We start from the raw sequence: 18,865 nt of genomic DNA, 5'->3' as shown, positions 1-18,865 counted from the left end.
AACATTTTGGACAGCTAAGTTCCTTGATCATAGAAGAGCCTATTCGTACCTGATCCGAGGATCGAGAAATCCGTAAGAGATATCGACTGCGAGGTTAAAGATCATTATCAATATCGACAAAAATGCGACGATACCGAGCGTCAGCGGTTCATCTCGGTTGAGCACAGATTGAATAAAGATGTTTCCGAGCCCAGGTATCGCGAAGACGCGTTCGACGACGACCGTTCCCGCGAGCAAATGGGCAAGTGCCGGGCCGGTGAATGAGACCACCGGGACGATGCCACCGCGAAGTCCGTGCTTGAGCAAAACGGTCTTTTCATCGAGCCCCTTTGCCCTCGCCGTCCGTATGTAATCGGACCGCATCACCTCGAGCATTCCCGCACGTGTCAGCCGGGCTATGTAAGCCGCATAGATCGCCGCGAGCGTGATAACAGGAAGTACAAGGTTCGCGATACCGCCCCAGCGTGCCGGCGGCAGCCAAAAAAGCCACAAAGCAAAGACGATCACAAGAATAGGCCCAAGCACGAAATTCGGCACCGAGAGCCCAAGCATTGCCGTCGCCATCGATCCATAATCGAATGCCGAATTTTGCCTTAGCGCCGCGATAATTCCCGCCGCGAGCCCGATGAAGAGAGCGAGAAGGTAGGCGAGGACGCCGATAGTTGCCGAGTAGGGCAGATGGCGGAATATGATCTCGTTGACCGATTGCCCCTGATACTTGAGCGAATCGCCAAAATCGCCGCGGACGACGTTGCCCATCATTATCAAATATTGCTGATAGACGGGCTTATCGAGGCCGTATTTCCGCTTGATGTTCTCCTCGATCGCCGGCGGAAGTGACCGTTCGTCCGAGTAGAAATTGCCCGGGGCCAGCCGGATCAATCCCCACGTCACGGAAACGACGAGCAACGCCATCGGGATGATGATAAGAAGCCTTCGGAGAATGAATCCGATCATATTTTAGTACCCAAATTTCCGAGCTGTTTTGTAGCCCTGCTCACGCTCGACCAGTGAAGGCTGCGTCGCGATCAGCCTGTTAATGTGTCCTGCTACCCATTCGTCCTTAACGTCGAAGATCTTATCAACGTCCCGGTCCCATTTCGCCGGGTCCTGCTCGATGTAAACGAACTTCCACGCGTGAAGCGTTCCTGGATTCGGATATAGCCCTTTAACGTAAGGCTTCCGCAGGAAATTCGTTTTCTGGGTCTGCCAGGGCAGGACGGGCTGTTCCTGCATCACCATGAATTCGGCCTCAGCCATCTTCTCGAATCGCTTCTTCGGATCCGGCTCGCGGTTCGCATCATCGATAAGCTTGTCATAGGCAGGTTTGTGCCAGCCTGTCGAGCTGTCGTTGTTGGGGCCGTAAAAGAGCTTGAGGAACGACATCGGGTCCATATAGTCGCCGATCCATCCCGCACGCCCGAGCCCATTATATTCAAGCTGCTTTCGAGTGTTTAGAAACGTCTTCCATTCCTGGTTCTTCAATTGAAGCGTAATGCCGAGGTTTTGTTTGAATTGCGCCTGGATGAATTCCGCAATCGACTTGTTACTGTCACTGGTGTTGTAAAGAACCTCGACCTGATCGACCGGAAAGTTCGGACACGACCATCCGTTACCATCCTTGGTTACCGGGAATCCCGCTTCGCCCAAAAGCTTTCGTGCCATTTCCGGGTCAAACTTTCGTGCCTTCCATTCTTCAAGGCTGCTTCCGATCTTCTTAAGCTCGCGGGCATATACCTCGCTTCTTATTGCCTCATATTCCGGGAACAGCCCTTCCGGCGTAAAGTCGATCAGCGGCTGCGTCGTCTTTCGGAACGCCGCCATCGCATCGCGATCGACTGCCAGGGCAAGGGCCTTTCGCACCCGAACATCATTCATTGGCGGCTTGGTTACATTGACGGTGTAGTACTCGATCGCGACCTCAGGATGATTCATATACTCATCGTCGAACTTCTTGATCGAATCGACCCACGCGGCTGGTATCGTGTGGTTATAGATCGCATCGACCTCTCCGGTCATATAGAGATTGAGCATCGTCGTCTGCTCGTCGAGCGGATAAAACTCGATACCATTTAGCTTGACCATATCTGCATCCCAATATTGTGGGTCCTTTTCGACCACGACCTTGTCGTATGGGTCGTGAACCTTTAGCCTGAATGGTCCGCTCGTGACAATATTTTCCGGCTTTGTCCAATTCTTGCCGTGCTTTTCGATCGTCCCGCGATGGACGACCCGGAAAAACTGGTGCGGCAATAGACCTAGTAGGAATGGAGCCGGCTGGATCAATTTTATGCGAAACGTGTAGTCGTCGATCGCTTCAACGCCAAGGTCCTCGGCCTTTACCGGTACGAGCTCGGCTCCCTCGATCAAGGCCTTGAGCTTCGGATCCTTTTCGAGTGCGGCGATGCGTGATTTCTCGTCGCTTGGAACGCTCAGCCTCTTGGGGCCGTCGATGAATTTTCGGTATTCGCTAACGTCAGCGTCATCGGCAGGTTGTGCATTGGTTTCAACTGCCGGCGTTTCTCCGGTCAGGTCAGATTCAAGTAGGAATCGCCCGTTCTTGTCCTTAACGAACGACCGCATCGAGTTGTACTCTTCGGCATACTTGATGTAGTGAGCAAGGTAAGCGTTTTTTGCGGCAAGTTCCGGGTCAAGTGCCCGGCGGAACGAATAAGCAAAATCGTGAGCCGTGATCGGTTCGCCATTCGAGAACTTCGCATTTTTGCGGAGCTTGAAGATGTATTCCGTGTTCCCCTGGCCGACCTCCCAGCTCTCTGCGATCCCCGGGATCGGCTGCATGGTCCGCGGGTCGTACTCGATCAGCCCGTCGTAGAGAGACATCAAAAGCCGGGCCTCCGGCTGGCCGGTCGGGACGGCGGGGTCAAGCGATTCCGGCTCGGAACCCGTTATATATCTCAGAACGTTGTCGGGCGGTGCGGCCGTCTTTCCGTAGAATCCTTCGGACGCAACTCCGCCGCAGCCCGCAAGCAACGACGACAAAACAACAAGAGCAAATGCCGGGTGCAACTTACCTGATCGGATCAAAAACATATCAATTCACCGCTTAGGTCACCTTGCAGGAAGATCAAGGCTTAAATTTGTTCAAAGAGGAGAGCGAGAAAACTGCCCTTAAGTTATCACGACAGGACACTTACGGGCAATTCGTTTTTATCGGTTTCGGGCAACGGGATAATCGGCATCGATCGAAACCCGCTGCAACAACTGGATGTCGAAGCTGTTCGGCACAAAGCCGTTCACATATGGCCGAACAAGAGAATACGAGGTCGGAAAATAGAGCGGTATCGCCGTCAGTTCGTAAAGCGCATCCTCTTCGGTGGCTATGACGGCCGCCGATGGCGTTGGCGTTGCCTGCGCATTGGTAGTCGCTGCCGTATTCACATTCGACGGCGTCGGTGAGGGCTCAACCTCAAGAGCCGAGCGGAAACGCGATCCGAAAATGGCTGCGAGGTTGTAGCTAGTGTCCGGCGTTTGGAGCACGAGTCCCCGGCGAATAATGTCGAAGTTCCCGGCGGCCCGAGCCTGCTCGACCTCAGCCGCTTCCATGACGACAACTTCGGTCTCGATGTTGAGATTCTCTTTCCACATCGCCGCGATGCTTCGGGCAATGCGCTGCTGCGTGTCGTTTCGGTTTACAACCAGCCGCACCGGCGGAAAGCCCTGCCCATTCTCGTATCCGGCGTCGCGGAGACGCTCGCGGGCACGGGTCTTATCTTGCAGCAGGTTCGAGGCCGCCGAAGAGCCAAACGGGAAAAGTGAAAAGGCAGGCGTCGTCGTGCCCTCAAGTTCGCCCTCCGCAAGCCGCTCCCGCTCGATAGCAATCGCAAGGGCCTCGCGAACGCGGCGGTCATTGAGCGATAATCGCGACGTATTGACCTCGTAAAAATTCAGGGCAGCAAACTGCGTCCGGCGAAGGTCATCGTAGGGAATAAGAAGCTTCAAAAGCACCGGCGGGAACTCGGCGTTCGTTATGACATCGATCCGCCCGGCCCTATATGAATCGAGCGCCGATTCGATCGACTCGGCCGCAATTAGATCGACCCGTTCAAGCTCAACGCGTTCGCGCTCCCAATAGGTTTCGGATCGTATCAGCCGAACGGCGGCCGGCGAGACCTCGCTGATCACAAATGGCCCATTGGTTATTGTTGCGGCAGTTATCGAATCCGAGGCAAGCCCTTCGCCGCCCGATGGGACCGGCCGAAAGATCGTATGTGCGACCAGCTTTGGAAATTCCGGGTCCGGCCGGTTCAATGTAACGATCAGCGTCCGTGCGTCACTTGCCACTGCGCCGAAACCCGTCGCGCCGTTCGTATCTGCGGCTGACGCTTCGGCGAGTGTTTCTGGGGTCTGCGAGAGCGGCGATCCTGCGGCATTCAGCCTCGGCTGCAGCGAAAGCGAACTCAACGCACGTGAAGGGCCATTCACCGACGGGCTCGGCACGTTAGCAACACCGCGAGCTTTTTCGACTCCCGCTATCGTCTCGAGCAATGGCCGGTGCGGCACTCGCGGCACGAGGTCAGCTGCCCGCTTCCACGAGCGGACAAAGTCCTCCGCTGTAACCTCGGCGCCATTCGACCATTTCAGCCCCTCGCGAAGCCGGAATGTCCAAACGGTCGAATCCGCATTCGCTTCCCATGTCTCAGCCGCGGCCGGAATAGCCTCAAGCGTTGCCGGGTCGATGTCGGTCAGGCCCTCGAAGATGGCCCTTGCGATGTCAGCCTCAGGTGCTGCGGCGGCGCGTGCCGGGTCGACGGTCTTCGGTGAACGTCCGTTGCTCCAGCGGAGATGGCCCGCGGGCGGCGGCGGTGTATCGGCAAAGTATGAGTTGGCGTTTCCGGTTCCGAGTTCCGAACATCCGGCAAGCAAGGCGAGAGCGCACACCGCACTTAGAAGGCTAAGCCCTCTTAAGTTCGGCGTACACTTTTTCGACCTGTTTTCGGGTGGCATCAAATCCGGCGGACGTATCTATAAGATGATCGGCAAACCGCTTTTTCTCTTCCTGCGGCATCTGCGCCCTGATCCTTGCTTCGGCTTCTTCGTTCGAAAGGCCATCGCGCTTCATCAGGCGCCCAAGCTGAATCTCGGGCTCGCACCAAACGACTACCAGCTTATCAAATCGATTATAACCACCGGATTCTATCATCAAAGCGGCGTCAATGATCGCGATGGCCTTCGGATCCGTTGCTTCGGCCTCGCGTAACCATTTATCCTGGGCCGCAAAGACCAGCGGGTGAACTATCGAATTCAGAAGCTCGCGCTTCGCTTCGTCGGCAAAAACGACCGAGCCGAGCTTCTTCCGGTCAAGCCCGCCATCAGCGAGCAACACGTCTTCGCCGAATGCCTCGACGATCTGCTCAAGCCCCGGCGTCCCCGGTTCGACGACCTCGCGGGCGGTGAGGTCCGCGTCAAGCACATGGCAGCCAAGTTCACGAAATACGCCGAGGACAAAGCTCTTACCGACCGCGATCGAACCTGTTAGGCCAACCTTGAGCATCGCTCACTTCCCGTGCCGTTTGGCGAGTTTATCGACGTTGTAAGCGGCAACCTCGCTCAGCGTCAGGCCCAGCTCATCGGCGCAAGCCGAGATGTACCAAAGCACGTCGCCGAGTTCGTCCTTGAGCTTTGCTCGAGTATCGTCATTGAGCACGCCGCCGTGGTCGCGTTGGATCTTTTTCACGACGTTAGCAACCTCCCCCGCCTCTCCGGCAAGCCCGAGCGTCGGGTATTCAAGGTTCTCGAGCCGCCGCGGGTAGAGGGCCGTTTTGCTTGCGGCCGATTGGTATTCTTCAAAGGTCATAATTTAAATTTAGATGCCGCGTCTGAGCTTCGCTGCCTTAAGCGTATTCTTCATCAACATCGCCACGGTCAGGAGCCCAACGCCGCCGGGAACAGGTGTGAACGCTCCGGCACGCTCCATCGCCTCTTTCGGGTTTACGTCGCCGACCAGAGTAAAGCCTCGCTTTTCGATCGCCGCAAGCCGCTTCGGCATTTCGTCTTCAGAAAAAAGCTCCGCGGCCTGTGAAGTGTCCGAAACATTGTTGATGCCGACGTCGATGACCGTAGCACCTTCGGCGATATGCTCGCCGCGGACAAATCCCGCACGACCGATCGCTGCAACAAGGATCTCAGCCTGCGATGTCACACTAGCAAGGTCCCGCGTCCGCGAATGGCAAATCGTCACGGTTGCGTTCTCTTGCAGCAGGAGCATCGCCATCGGCTTGCCGACTATATTGCTCCGCCCTAGCACAACAGCATTTTTGCCCGCGATCTCAATTCCCGAACGCTTCAATATCTCGATCACACCCGCCGGAGTACACGGCACGAGAGCGTCCTGCCCCTGCGAGAGCCGCCCGACATTCATCGGATGAAAGCCATCGACGTCCTTTGCCGGATCGATCGCCTCAAGAATTTCTCGCTCATTAACGTGACCCGGAAGCGGAAGTTGAACAAGAATGCCGTCGATCTCGTCAGCTTCGTTCAGACGTTTCACGACCGCGAGTATCTCCTCGCCGCTCGTCTCCGCCGGCAAGTGGATATGCTCGGAGTGCATCCCGAGTTCCTCGGTCGTCTTAACCTTGCTGCCAACGTAAACCGAAGACGCGGGATCTTCGCCGACGCGGACCACCGCAAGCCCCGGTCGAAATTCGAGTTTTGCGACCTCGGCCGAGACTTCGGCTTTGATCTCATCGGCGATGGGCTTTCCGCTAAGCAGTCTGACTGTCATAAATTCACTGGATTCTACCGTATTAGTAGTAGAAAGTCAGTTCGGTTCGGTCGCACGTCTTCGCGAAAAATGTCGCGGTTTTTAGGAATATCAGCGAATTGGGTCTTTTTTTTCGGCAAGTTTAGTCAATTTTTCGCAAAAACACCGCCGAACAACGTCAAAAGCTTTATACGGGACATTTTTCGGTCGGTCACCAAAAGGGATCGAATGAACATCGCAATAAAGAAAACCTCTTCCACAACAGCAGCGATACTTCTCGCCGTCTTCGCTTTTTCAACCGCCATTTTTGGCTCATTGCCCGAAGATCCGGCGGTTTTCCGTCCCTCGGGTTCGACCTGGTTCAAGCAGAGTGCCGACGAAAGCGGCTCATTTTCTGCCGTCAAATGGGGAATGGAAGGCGACGTGCCTGTCTCTGCCGACTTTGACGGCGACGGCATTAAAGACACCGCCGTCTGGCGTCCCTCGACCGGCGTTTGGTACATCCTCAGAAGTACCGACGGAAATGTGGATCATTTCACATGGGGAATGACGACACAGCACCCGACCGGCGGCCTGGCTGACGTTCCAGTACCGGCAGATTTTGACGGCGATCGACGGGCTGATATCGCGGTCTTTCGCATGGATACAGGCATCTGGTATGTGCTCACCTCAACAAGCGGTTATGACCACCGGAAAGCAGTTTACTTCCCGTGGGGACAGTTTGGCGACGTGCCGGTCGAAGCCGATTACGACGGAGATGGCCGGACGGACTTTGCGGTCTTTCGTCCGCTCGGAAATCAATGGTTCATCTATTTGAGTTCAACTGGCGAACCGAAAATCGCCACCTTCGGCACCTCAGGCGATGACCAGCTTGTTCCGGCAGATTACAACGGCGATGGCCGTGCAGAGATCGCGATCTTCCGTGAGGGCGAATGGCACATGCTTGACCTCGCGAGCGGAAACGTTGAATCGACTATCTTTGGCCCCGCGGCCGGAACGCCGGCACCTGCCGATTACGACGGCGACGGCGAGATCGACCTCGCGGTTTTTGACCGCGGAATGTGGTACATATTCCGGTCCACGACCGGCGAGCTTTCTACGCTTCAATTTGGAAGCGATGGCGATTTGCCCACCAGCGGTCATAAGGCAAGACGGAGTATTGTCGCAGTGCCTTGACCGAATTTTCCCCCGAATGTCGCATTTGCGAATTTGAGAAGTTCTTCGGAACTTCTCTTTTTTTTGCCGAAACGGTAAGGTTTCGGTGTGCGTGTCTTTGCCTCGGCAGTAATCATTTTTAGCTTCGCGGTGCAGATGTCGCAGGCCCAACCGGCCGAGCCCGTCGTGGCCGTGAACGCCTTTACACGCGCTTTTCTCCGCGATGATATCCCAGCAACACTGGCTGAACTGCGGCTCGCCGAAACGTCTAACCCCGAATCCTTCGCCGATCAAGATCTTGATTACCTCGCGGCAAAGCTCGCTCTCGAATCCGGTCGCGAAGCCACGGCCGCTGGTTATTTCCTGAAAAATACCGCACGCCCGTCGGTCCTCGCCCCGCTTTCGCTCTTTCATCTCGCCGGCATCGCCCGCGTCTCCGGCGGACTGCTTCAAGAGCGGTTGCTGCTTCAGGAGATTGCTCTTTATTATCCCGAGAGCTTCGCCCGCGATGCCGCCAACCGCAGGGTCACAGAGAATCTGTTCGAGTCCGGCGATTTTCGGTCAGCCATCCGCCGGATCGAATCGCCTCGGCTGGCAACGGCAGATGCAAAGATGGACACCTCGCGGGCCGACCAGCTGATGCTCGCCCGTGCATATGCGGGACTTGGCGAGGGCGTTCGTTCGCGGCAGATCGTCGATGATCTGATCCGCTCGGGCAGTTCATCGGCACCGGACGATGTTTCACTTGCGGCCGTTCGCATGGCCGATACGGAAGACGGTGGCGACGCTGCCGTTCCGAAGCTCACGCCGGAAGAGCACATCACCCGCGGCCGCATTTATCAATTCAATCGCGACTTCACCGCCGCTCGCGGGCATTTTCTCGCGATCATCAATGGCCATTCTGAATTTGAGAATGCCTCCGAAGCTGCGTACTTGATGGGCCGCGGATACGCACAAGAGCGAAACTTTTCGGATGCGATAGTTTGGTTCGAGCGCGTCGCCGAGCAATATTCGGAGGAGCCGATAGCAAAGGATGCGTTGCTACAGCTCGGCTCCGCCTACGCCCGGGTCGGAAAGGCACGCGAATCGGCCGCCCGCTACTCGCGCTATGTGGACTCATATCCCGGCGATGATCGGCTCGACCGGGCATACTTGAATCCGATCGACGTCTCACGCGACCTGCGCACCGAGGTCGAAGCTCTGAGAAAGGCCGCTGCGGCCGCGGAGAAATTTCGCGGAAAGACGGCAGAAGCTCAGGCGGTCTTTGCCGAAGCAAGGATCCACATAGCTCTTGCGGATTGGCCAAAAGCACTTGATGCTCTCGAACGCCTTTCCCCGCTCAAGGACCTAGGCGGCTCGCGAGTGCCCGGCGGAGCGATACGCGATGAAGTGCAATTTCGTCGCGGTTTCGTGCTCGAGCAAATGGGCCGATTTCCGGAGGCGATCGATGCTTTTCTGGCCGTTCCAGAGGGTCGCAATTCTTACTACGGCTGGCGTGCGACGGAAAGGCTTCGGGAGTTGGGCGAATCGACCCTTGCGGCTGAAGCGATCTCGGTCGCGGCGTCCCAGCTCCGCAGTGAGGCAACGGCCAGCGACAGCGAGCGGCAGCGGAAGGCTCTTCAGTCTCTACTTCGGATCGTCGGAAACGAAGGGGAACGCGGGACCTTTCTCGCCCGCCTTCGCGAGGTCTATGCGCAAACGCCGGGCTATTCGCGGCTTCCTTCGCCAGAGCCGTTCGACCCCGCCAGTGCCTTCGCCGAGAGCGAGGACTCCGAACTGCTCGCCGCAGCAAAGCGCCTTTACGAATTTGGTATCTACGACGAAGCTGCTTTTCTGCTGACTGAATATCAGTCAGACCAACGCGAAGAGAAACCCTCAACGGTTGAGCTTTATTCCATGAGCGATCCTGCTTACATCGCCGTTCGGGCGGCCGAGCCGCTTTGGAAGTCGGTTCCCGATGATTATTTCCCTGATCTGCTTGCTGGCAGCCAGGCTCGGTTCGTTTATCCCGCTCCTTTTCGCCGCAAGCTCATCGAAGCGGCGAGTGAACGCAGCATCGACCCGCGTCTGCTGCTCTCGATCATGAGACAAGAATCGCGGTTCCGTCCGGACGTAAAATCCTCAGCGGCGGCCCGCGGACTGATGCAGTTTATCCCCTCGACGTGGCGACAGATCGCCAACGAACTAAGCCTGCCCAATTTCTCCGATGAGCATCTCTTTGACGCGAATACGGCAATACTTTTCGGGGCACAGTACATATCCGGACTTTTTCGGATGTTCCCCAACCAGCCCGAGGCCGTCGCGGCCAGCTACAACGGCGGCGAGGACAACATGCAGCGGTGGCTGACCCGCTCAAAGGCCCAGTCGCCCGATAGATACGTTTCCGAGATCGCCTTCGCCGAGACCAAGGACTACGTCCAAAAGGTGATGGCAAACTATCGGATGTATCAGCTTCTCTATGATGAGCAACTCCGCCCGCTGGGCAACTGATCAGGCACAACGGGCTTGATTCCGCGGCCTCTAAATCAGAGAATTGAATTTGGTCATTCGCAATATATGTACAAGGTAATTTTTCTTATCCTCGCTACGCTTTTCGCATTCGGCTGCGGGGCCGAAGAGCCTCAAAAAGCGTCCGAAACTGCAAAACGATACCCGCTGACCGGCAAGGTGATCTCGGTCGATAAGGCGGCCAAGCGGGCCCGCATCGAACACGAAGACATCCCCGGTTTTATGGAAAAGATGACGATGGATTTTCCGATAATGGAAGATTGGGTCTGGGAAGACCTCGTCCCCGGCGCCATCGTCTACGCCGAATTGGTCGTTGACAGCACCGCGAAAGAGCCTTATTGGCTTGAGAAGATCAGCATCAGTGCCGCACCGAACCCGGACATCGCCCAGCCCGAGGTAAAAGAGCCGGAACAGATCGGCAAAGAGGTGCCGAACGCCTCGCTCACAAATCAGGACGGTAAGCGCTTCAGCCTTCGCGACTATCGGGGAAAGGTCCTGGCCGTAACGTTCATTTACCGCGAGTGCCCGCTGCCGGAGTTTTGCATCAAGATGTCACGAAACTTTAGCGATGCGGCATTGAGGCTGAACGAAGACGCCGAAAACAAGGACAAGATCCGGCTCTTGAGCATTTCTTTCGACCCCGAGCGCGACACGCCGGCGAAGCTTCGCGACTACGGCATCGGATATATGGGCAACCCTGAAAAGCCGGACTTCACCGTCTGGCAATTGGCTGTCGGGCCCGACGCTGAGGTTCGCAAGGTGGCTGATTTCTTCGGACTGAAATACGAAATAGACGAGCAGGACAAAGCTCAGTTCAACCACTCGCTGGTGACGGCCATCATCGACCGCGAAGGAAAGGTAGCAAAGATGCTGCCTAGCAATCGCTGGTCGGCAGACGACCTTGTCCGCGAGGTCACGGCCGTCGCGAATAAATAGGCTCGCCGTTGACATAGGTCGCGAGTGTATCGCGGCCGTTGGTTGAGAATACAAGAGCGGCTTCGACGTCGCCTATCGGATTTTGCGCAGCGGCCTCAAGCGAGATGATGGCGAGATCTGCCTTCTTTCCCGCCTCGAGGCTGCCGATCTTGTCGTCTAACCCCAGGGCCTCGGCACCGCCAAGTGTTGCAACGCGAAGCATCTCTCGCGGGCCGATGAACCTTTGGCTCTCGGGCCTGGTTCTCGCCGCGAGGGTGGCAAATCTCGATTCTTCCAAAAGGTCGCAAAGGTTGTTGCTTGCCACCGAATCGCTCCCGAGCCCGACCGCTATTCCAGCATCAAGAAATTGCTCAAGCGGCGCAAAGCCGTGGCCAAACTTCGCATTCGATTTCGGGCAATGGGCGATTCGAGCCCCATTCGCGGCGATCCGCTCGATGTCTCGTTCGGTGACCTCAACGCAATGAGCAAGCAACGGCCTGGCCGAGAGAACCCCGAGCCGCTCGAGATACTCGATCGTCGTGCAATGCGGGCTCGCCCATTCGACGCCGAACCTCTCGTAAACTTCCGTAAAAAACCCCGTACCGCGGGTCATCAGCTCCGTTTCATTTGCCGACTCGGCGGCATGAATGGTGATCGGAACGCGGTTGATGATCGAGAACTGAGCGATCATCTCAAACAGCATCGACCCGACCGTGTAAGGTGCGTGCGGCGAAAGCCCGATGGAGACAAGCTCGGTCGCCTCGCCTTGAAGGATTTCGAACTTCGAGATCAGCTTCTTGAAGTCTTCCTCGGCCGTCCGATTATCAGGCGAGAACTCCGTCTCCTGAAACAAAATACCGCGAAGCCCCGCTCGCTTCATTGCCCGCAAACCCGCGTGGCCGCTCCGGCCAATATCGCCGAAACAGGTCACGCCCGCCTCTCGCCCTTCAACGGCACCGAGATAAGCCGCCGCCTCGATCTCATCATCGGACATCGCCGCCCGCATTTCGTTGAGTTTCAACAGCCACGCCCGAAAGTCATGTTCGACCGAGTCGAGTGCTCCACGCATCGCCGTGATCTCAAGATGCGAATGGCAATTAGCGAAGCCCGGTAAGATCGCGGCCTTGCCGAACTCGGTGACCTCGGCATCTTTAATTCGTTCGCGAATTTCATCAGCCTGCCCGACCGCGACAATGTCCGTGCCCGCTATCGCAACTGCTCCGTTCGCGATCGGCTCGCCAGTTATCGGCAATACGTGATCTGCTGTAAGGATTCTCATTTCGGACGGTTGGGCGTGCTTGCCCGATAGCGTTCGAGGATCGACGAGACATATGCCCTGGTCGATGCGATGCCGATCCTTTCGATGAACTGCGTTTCTGTGATCGACGCCGCGTCGACCTCGCGCGTCCATTCCTCAACGCGGCTTGGCCCGGCGTTGTAGGCGGCGAGTGTCATCGCCGTCTCAGCCGGCCGGCCGCGGTACCGCTCGCGGAGCTTTTCGTAATACCAACAACCGACCTGAAGATTGCGTTTAGGATCGCTGAGCAGCCCCTCGACATCCTCGGCCGCCTGCCGTTGGAGCTCAGTGAGTCCCGTTTCCTTCGCCCATTCCCGGGCAACGAGCGGCGTCACCTGCATCAGCCCGACCTCCTCGGCATCGCCTTTTGCACCTGAGCGAAAATACGTCTCTTCGTAGATCAGGCTCCAAACGAGCTTTTCATCGATGCGGTAAATGCGGGCCTGCTGTTCGATCAGCGGGTCGAACCGATGTTCCCAATACTCGCGAAAAAAATAGACGCCGGCGGCCAAAATAGCGGCCGCGATCATCAGGCATGCGAGCAAGTATCTGAACATCAATTAAAGGGTAAGAGCGAACGTCTCGGGCTATTATACTCGGATTCTTTGGAAGGTAACTATCAAGCTTACGGCGATCTCAACCACGGCTCTTGGACTTGCCCCGCTCGCGTCCGCCCGCGGGCGACTCCGCCTCCGCCAGCGAATAGCGCTTCCCGCCCTCGCCGCGGCGTCCAGAACGGACCGTCTCGGCAAAGAGGTCCGTATCATAATCCGCCTCGCGAGCCATCTCCTCGCGGATCGCGATCAAGATCTCAAGAAATTTAGAACGTCGATACATTTCAGACTAATCATTCAATACCGAGCGGAGCTTTTCCATCGCCCCATCGAGGATCTTGTCCTCGCGGGCGATGCAGATGCGGACGTGGGCGTCCCATGTGTCGCCATCGGCAAAGGCGGAACCGGGCGTCATCCCGACCCCGGCATCGCGCATCAGCATTTCGTTAAAGGCGATCGCATCGTCAAACCGATCGGGTATTCGTGCCCAAATATAGAACGCCGAGCCCGAGTCATAGATCTTGAACCCGAGGCCCTTGAGTCCCGCCGAGAACTTCACCCGCTTTGCGTCAAACTTGTCGCGAAGGCGGGTGTAATAGTCGCTGTCCGCCATAAGAACGCGGGAAAGAGCCGCCTGAAGCGGCGTCGCCGGGCAAACGTAGATCACATTCGCCGCGTTGTTGATCGGTGCGATCAGTTCGCCCTTGCCAAAGGCATAGCCAAGCCGCCAGCCCGAAATGTTCCATGACTTTGAGAACGAATTTACCGTAATCGTCCGCTCATGCATATCGGGCAGCGACGCGATCGGCGTATGCGGGTTTTCGCCGAGCACATAGTGCTCATAAACCTCATCCGAAACGACGAGCAGATCAAGCTCTTTGGCGACATCCGCAATGGCCTCAAGCTCCGTCTGCGACATCACTTTTCCGCTCGGGTTTGCGGGCGAGCAAACGATGATCATCCGCAGCGGAAACTCGCTCCGGTCGCGAAGCTCTTTGCACCGCCGAAGCAATGCGTCCTTTTCAAACTTTAGATTCTCGTCCAGTTCAAACCGCTCAGTCCGACCGCCAAATTCATCGATGATCCGCTTGTGATAGGGATAATAAGGCTCGAAAACAAGTGCCGACTTTCCGCGAAGATATGACTGCGCGATCCCGATCAACGCTCCCGTACCGCCGTTCGATATCATCAGTTCAAACGGCCTCGCGTCGGTGTCGATATCAATGCCGTTGTACTTCGCGATCTTCGCGGCGACCGCCTTGCGGAGATTCGCGTCACCTTCACTTCCGCCGTAATGGTTCTCGCTGGCGGCGATCACCGCTGCCGCCTCGGCCGCGAGCCGTGGGTCGATCGGCAACTCCGATTGCCCCTGAACAAGGTTCCCGCTCGGCGGCACAAGCCGGGTTATCGCCCTGATATCCGGCTTTACTTTCTGAACTTTTGCTTCGGTCATATATTTAGAAAGATATCAGCTTTTTCCGGTTTATAGAATTCCATGCCGTTCAACTTCCGCACAACGGAATGATTGTTGCGTCATATCTAGGTTAACGATAGAAGACGATTGTGTTTTGTATTGGTTCCGTACACGGGGCCATACGCTATCGGTCAATAGATGAGGAAGTAACAATATGAAAGTTAAAGAAATAATGACATCAGACGTGGTCTGCCTTACGCGCGACGCAAGCCTACAGGAAGCAGCCAAGCTGATGCGGGACAAAGACTTCGGGGCCGTTCCGGTCGTCGATAAACTGGAGAGCAAGATACCGGTCGGTATCATCACTGACCGCGATATTACCTGCCGCACGGTTGCGGATGGCAAGAATCCGCTTGACCTGACCGTTTCTGATGCAATGACGAACTCAGCGGTAACGATAACGGAGGACACTTCCGTCAATAAATGCTGCTCGATCATGGAAGAAAAGCAGATCCGACGAATGATCGTCGTCGATGGCAGCGGCGGATGCTGCGGCATTGTCGCTCAGGCCGACGTCGCGCTCAACGCAACGGAAAAGCAAACAGGCGAAACCGTCCAGCAAGTCTCAAAAGCTACGGCATAGATCAAAGCGAGCCGGAGCCGTCGTTTATTCGGCGGCTTTGGCTTTGCCAAAATCGGCAGGAAAGTAGATCAACTCGACGATCTGCCCGCCGACGCCCTTTGTGTAAAAGGACGACGTTCCGTCGCGATGCGGCTTTATTGGCCGACCCTCTTTTGCAGCGGCGGCCTCGAGTTCTTCCATCGTTTCGACCCGCATCGCGATGTGCGGCGGATGCTTTGAACCGGGCGGCAAGAGGGCGATACCAAAGCCCTTCGCATCGCGTACCATCGCCCAATCTTCAAACAGCGATTCCACCTCGAAACCAAGCTGCTTGTATCCTTCAACGTCCCCGGCAAGATCCTCGCTCTTAACCGCGATATGATCGACCGCACCTGTAAATCTGATATCAGTCATTTCCTTCACCTCTGCTTGGATTCTATCAAAAGCGGTGCGGTTCTTTCTGCGGCATCGGCGGTGTCGGTTATGATAGGCTTTTCGTCAATGCGGCAAGCTCATGAGCGGCAGTTCGCATCTCAACGACTGAAACAGATCTTATGACCAAACGCGCCGTCTTTCTTTTCATCTTCATCTTGGCATTGGCCGCGGGTGCCCTCGCCCAAGGCCAGACCGGCGAGGTGCTTGTTACGGGCAAGGGTGTCCGCATCACCGCCGCCGACCTTATGCCAAAGACCAAGGCCGTCTTCGACGCCGTTGCTCCGTCGATCGCCGCCGGCCGCTCGCAGATACTTTCGGGCTATCTCGCCGAGCAGCTGCTTGAGACCGAGGCGAAGGCCCGCGGCATTTCGGTCGAGGCTCTCGAACGCGAAGCGACCGGCAAAGTCCCCGACCCGACCGCCGAGGTCATCCAGCAAGTTTACGACGCGAACCGTGCCGCACTCGGCAACAAACCGCTCGCCGAGGTCCGCGAGCTGATCGTCGATTTTCTCCGCCGCGAGCCCGAGCAAAAAGCCCTGCAGGAGCAGATCGATTCGCTGCAGAAAAAATACTCTTTGACTTTGCTAAAGAACGTCAACGCCGCAGACATCCGCCCGGCCGATGCCATCGCAAAGATCGGCGAAAAGCAGGTCACATATCGCGAATTCACCGAGGCGAATCGCCTCGCTCTCGCCGATGCCGCCGAGCATGTTTACGACGACCTCCACATTGCCCTTGAGGACGACGTGCTTTACACATTGCTCGCACTCGAAGCCAAAGAGCGAAACACCGATGCGAGCACGATCATCGCCCAAGAGATCACCAATAAGATGAAGACCTTCGAGCCCGAGGAGCGGCTCGACCTTGAAGATGCTCTTCGCCGCCGACTGATTGCAAAGTATGCTGTCCGTTATGTTTACAAGCGGCCGGAACCGCTCGTGCTGAATGTTTCGGCGGACGACGACCCGGCCTTCGGGCCCGCCGCCGCTCCGGTGACCATCTTGATGTTCAGCGATTTTCAGTGCCCGGCATGTGCCCGAACTCACCCGGAACTCAAACGCGTCATCGCTGAATACAAGGACAAGATCCGCTTCGTCGTTCGCGATTTTCCGCTCGAGAATGCGCACCCGAACGCCTTCGAATCCGCCCTCGCTGCCAATGCCGCCCACCGGCAGGGCAAGTTCGTCGAATACATCGAAATACTGTATCGTTATCAGGAAGCCCTCGATGGTGCGAGCCTGCGGAAATACGCCGAACAATTGAAGCTCGACCTCGCGAAATTCGAAGCCGCCATCGCCGATCCGGCCGCGGCCGCTGAGATCAGAAAAGACCAGGCCGACGGGCGTCTTTATGGCGTCGGCGGCACGCCAACGATCTTCGTAAATGGCGTCAAGGTCCATCGGCTGTCCGCTCCGGCCTTCCGCGACGCGATCGAAAGGGCACTAAAGAAATGAGTTTTATGAGACCTTTGCTTGTCATTATGTTTGCCATCGCAACTCTCGGATGCGGTTCCGAACCGGCCGGCAGCAACAACGCCGCTCCGGCGAACACGGCCGCGAGGCCCACTCCGGTAAACACCGTGCCGACCTATACTTACGAGGTCGTCAATACATTTCCGCACGATTCGCGGGCATTTACCCAAGGGCTCTTTTTTCATAATGGCTTTCTCTATGAAAGCACCGGGCAGTATGAGGAATCGACCTTCCGCAAGGTCGACCCAAAGACCGGCCGCGTCGTCGAACAGCGAAAGCTCGGCGATGATTTCTTCGGCGAAGGGCTCACCTTTTTCCGCGACAAGTTTTACCAGCTAACGTGGCGCGAGGGCACGGCGTTCGTTTACAACGCCGATATGACGCCGGCCGGCGAGAAGCGATACCTTGGCGAAGGCTGGGGCTTGACCCACGACGATCAGCACCTGATCATCAGCGATGGCACGCACGTCATCCGCTTTGTCGAGCCGGAAACGTTCAAGACCGTCCGCACCATCGTGGTCAATCGCGAGGACGGCCGGCCGCTCATCAATCTTAATGAGCTTGAATACATCAACGGCGAGATCTGGGCGAACATCTGGCACAGCGAAGAGCCGCGGATCCTCGGGCGGCCAAATCACATCGCCCGCATCGACCCCGCGAACGGAAAGCTCCTCGGCTACGTCGACCTTTCCGGCATTTCGCCTGACGACGAACGCCGCGGTCAGGAGAACACGCTCAACGGCATCGCCTACGACCCGGCGACCGAACGCATTTTCGTGACCGGAAAACAATGGCGAAAGCTTTTTGAGATAAAGATCAAACCCAAACAATAGATGAGCGGTTTTGAAGAGAGGTTTATGCTGCGGGCGATCGAACTCGCCCGGCTCGGCATGGAGGCAAACGATGGCGGGCCGTTCGGCTCGGTCGTCGTCCGCGGCGGCGAGATCATCGGCGAAGGCAACAACGAGGTGACCTCGACCAACGATCCGACCGCCCACGCCGAGGTCGTCGCCATCCGCCGTGCCTGCCAGCATCTCGGGACCTTCGATCTCAGCGGCTGCGTCATCTACGCCTCATGCGAGCCCTGCCCGATGTGCCTCGCCGCCATCTATTGGTCGCGTGCCGAGCGGATCTACATCGCCGCCGACCGCCACGACGCCGCCCGAGCCGGATTCGATGACGCTTACATTTATGATGAACTGTCGTCTCCGCCCGATAAACGCAACGTCCCGCTCGAGCAACGGCTCCGCGAAGTGGGCATTGCGGTGTTTGATGAATGGATAACCAAACCCGATAAGGTCGAGTACTGAAAGTGTCGAATCAATATCTCCTCATCGCAGTTGCCCTACTCGTCGGCGCGGTGCTTCCGCTTCAGGTCGGCGTTAATTCAAAGCTGGCCGATTCGGTCGCGAGCCCGCTTGTTTCCGCATTGCTCTCGTTCTCCGTCGGCACCCTCGCTCTTCTTACTTACATCATCATCACCGGAGTCCCGCTCGCCAATGCGGCCGGGGCGAAGAATGCGTCACCCATCGCCTGGACAGGCGGCCTGCTCGGTGCGTTCTTCGTCGCGATGTCGATAATCCTTTTGCCGAAGCTCGGCGTCGCCATGACGGTCTCCCTGATCATCGCCGGGCAAATGCTTACGAGCGTCGTCATGGACCACTTCGGCCTGCTCGGCGTCCCTGTTCGAGAGGTCAGCCTCGCAAGAATTTGCGGCATTGTTCTCGTCTTCGTTGGTGTATTATTGATCAAGCGTTACTAGACGGCAGCGA

The 18,865-nt window shown here is 56.9% G+C and carries 19 protein-coding genes; 8 read left to right on the top strand and 11 right to left on the bottom strand.

Annotated elements, in window-relative coordinates:
• Positions 1-39: 39 nt before the first annotated feature.
• The 6 genes from IPM21_12750 to IPM21_12725 all read right to left on the bottom strand — a co-directional run bounded on the left by IPM21_12750 (position 40) and on the right by IPM21_12725 (position 6,742).
• On the bottom strand, positions 40-957 hold the full coding sequence (locus IPM21_12750; GenBank protein MBK9164750.1) for an ABC transporter permease: 918 nt from the start codon (positions 955-957) through the stop codon (positions 40-42).
• A 3-nt stretch (positions 958-960) separates the two neighbouring features.
• Positions 961-3,051 carry a peptide ABC transporter substrate-binding protein gene (locus tag IPM21_12745; protein MBK9164749.1) on the bottom strand — a complete coding sequence of 697 codons (2,091 nt, stop codon included), beginning with the start codon at positions 3,049-3,051 and terminating at the stop codon, positions 961-963.
• A 117-nt stretch (positions 3,052-3,168) separates the two neighbouring features.
• Positions 3,169-4,899: a peptide ABC transporter substrate-binding protein gene (locus IPM21_12740; GenBank protein ID MBK9164748.1), complete on the bottom strand. Its 1,731-nt coding sequence runs from the start codon at positions 4,897-4,899 to the stop codon at positions 3,169-3,171.
• Positions 4,900-4,912: 13 nt separating this feature from the next.
• Entirely contained in the window at positions 4,913-5,512 is a 600-nt protein-coding gene (locus tag IPM21_12735; GenBank protein MBK9164747.1) for a dephospho-CoA kinase, read from the bottom strand.
• 3 nt (positions 5,513-5,515) lie between these two features.
• Positions 5,516-5,815 carry a nucleoside triphosphate pyrophosphohydrolase family protein gene (locus IPM21_12730; protein ID MBK9164746.1) on the bottom strand — a complete coding sequence of 100 codons (300 nt, stop codon included), beginning with the start codon at positions 5,813-5,815 and terminating at the stop codon, positions 5,516-5,518.
• 9 nt (positions 5,816-5,824) lie between these two features.
• Entirely contained in the window at positions 5,825-6,742 is a 918-nt protein-coding gene (locus tag IPM21_12725; GenBank protein ID MBK9164745.1) for a bifunctional 5,10-methylenetetrahydrofolate dehydrogenase/5,10-methenyltetrahydrofolate cyclohydrolase, read from the bottom strand.
• A gap of 207 nt (positions 6,743-6,949) precedes the next feature.
• Between IPM21_12725 and IPM21_12720 the strand changes: the two genes are divergently transcribed.
• The 3 genes from IPM21_12720 to IPM21_12710 all read left to right on the top strand — a co-directional run bounded on the left by IPM21_12720 (position 6,950) and on the right by IPM21_12710 (position 11,320).
• Positions 6,950-7,897 (top strand): VCBS repeat-containing protein, encoded by a 948-nt coding sequence (locus tag IPM21_12720; GenBank protein ID MBK9164744.1) that lies wholly within the window; start codon positions 6,950-6,952, stop codon positions 7,895-7,897.
• A gap of 87 nt (positions 7,898-7,984) precedes the next feature.
• Positions 7,985-10,366, top strand: coding sequence for a transglycosylase SLT domain-containing protein (locus tag IPM21_12715; GenBank protein MBK9164743.1), 2,382 nt, complete (start codon positions 7,985-7,987; stop codon positions 10,364-10,366).
• Positions 10,367-10,432: 66 nt separating this feature from the next.
• Entirely contained in the window at positions 10,433-11,320 is an 888-nt protein-coding gene (locus IPM21_12710; protein ID MBK9164742.1) for an SCO family protein, read from the top strand.
• Here the strand turns inward: IPM21_12710 and IPM21_12705 are convergent.
• From IPM21_12705 to IPM21_12690, 4 genes are all read right to left on the bottom strand, one after another.
• Positions 11,298-12,578, bottom strand: coding sequence for an amidohydrolase family protein (locus IPM21_12705; GenBank protein ID MBK9164741.1), 1,281 nt, complete (start codon positions 12,576-12,578; stop codon positions 11,298-11,300). The genes IPM21_12710 and IPM21_12705 overlap by 23 nt on opposite strands.
• A complete protein-coding gene (locus IPM21_12700) occupies positions 12,575-13,153 on the bottom strand; it encodes a transglycosylase SLT domain-containing protein (protein MBK9164740.1) in 579 nt (192 codons plus the stop codon). The genes IPM21_12705 and IPM21_12700 overlap by 4 nt, the downstream gene beginning before the upstream one ends.
• A gap of 79 nt (positions 13,154-13,232) precedes the next feature.
• Positions 13,233-13,433 (bottom strand): hypothetical protein, encoded by a 201-nt coding sequence (locus tag IPM21_12695; GenBank protein ID MBK9164739.1) that lies wholly within the window; start codon positions 13,431-13,433, stop codon positions 13,233-13,235.
• A gap of 6 nt (positions 13,434-13,439) precedes the next feature.
• Complete coding sequence (locus IPM21_12690; GenBank protein MBK9164738.1) at positions 13,440-14,603, bottom strand: pyridoxal phosphate-dependent aminotransferase; 1,164 nt, start codon at positions 14,601-14,603, stop codon at positions 13,440-13,442.
• 175 nt (positions 14,604-14,778) lie between these two features.
• Between IPM21_12690 and IPM21_12685 the strand changes: the two genes are divergently transcribed.
• Positions 14,779-15,207 (top strand): CBS domain-containing protein, encoded by a 429-nt coding sequence (locus tag IPM21_12685; GenBank protein MBK9164737.1) that lies wholly within the window; start codon positions 14,779-14,781, stop codon positions 15,205-15,207.
• A 24-nt stretch (positions 15,208-15,231) separates the two neighbouring features.
• Here the strand turns inward: IPM21_12685 and IPM21_12680 are convergent, their stop codons facing one another.
• Entirely contained in the window at positions 15,232-15,600 is a 369-nt protein-coding gene (locus IPM21_12680; protein ID MBK9164736.1) for a VOC family protein, read from the bottom strand.
• Between the two features lie 140 nt (positions 15,601-15,740).
• On the opposite strand from IPM21_12680, the gene IPM21_12675 reads away from it, so the two are divergent.
• Genes IPM21_12675 through IPM21_12660 form a run of 4 tightly spaced genes read left to right on the top strand, consistent with a single transcriptional unit; the run spans position 15,741 to position 18,855 of the window.
• On the top strand, positions 15,741-17,075 hold the full coding sequence (locus IPM21_12675; protein MBK9164735.1) for a thioredoxin domain-containing protein: 1,335 nt from the start codon (positions 15,741-15,743) through the stop codon (positions 17,073-17,075).
• Positions 17,076-17,080: 5 nt separating this feature from the next.
• Positions 17,081-17,926 carry a glutaminyl-peptide cyclotransferase gene (locus IPM21_12670; protein MBK9164734.1) on the top strand — a complete coding sequence of 282 codons (846 nt, stop codon included), beginning with the start codon at positions 17,081-17,083 and terminating at the stop codon, positions 17,924-17,926.
• On the top strand, positions 17,927-18,403 hold the full coding sequence (locus IPM21_12665) for a nucleoside deaminase (protein ID MBK9164733.1): 477 nt from the start codon (positions 17,927-17,929) through the stop codon (positions 18,401-18,403).
• Positions 18,400-18,855 carry a DMT family transporter gene (locus IPM21_12660; GenBank protein MBK9164732.1) on the top strand — a complete coding sequence of 152 codons (456 nt, stop codon included), beginning with the start codon at positions 18,400-18,402 and terminating at the stop codon, positions 18,853-18,855. The genes IPM21_12665 and IPM21_12660 overlap by 4 nt, the downstream gene beginning before the upstream one ends.
• Positions 18,856-18,865 lie beyond the last annotated feature (10 nt).

Source organism: Acidobacteriota bacterium (assembly GCA_016716435.1).
GTDB lineage: Bacteria > Acidobacteriota > Blastocatellia > Pyrinomonadales > Pyrinomonadaceae > OLB17.
This window is presented reverse-complemented; position numbering and strand designations above follow the sequence as displayed.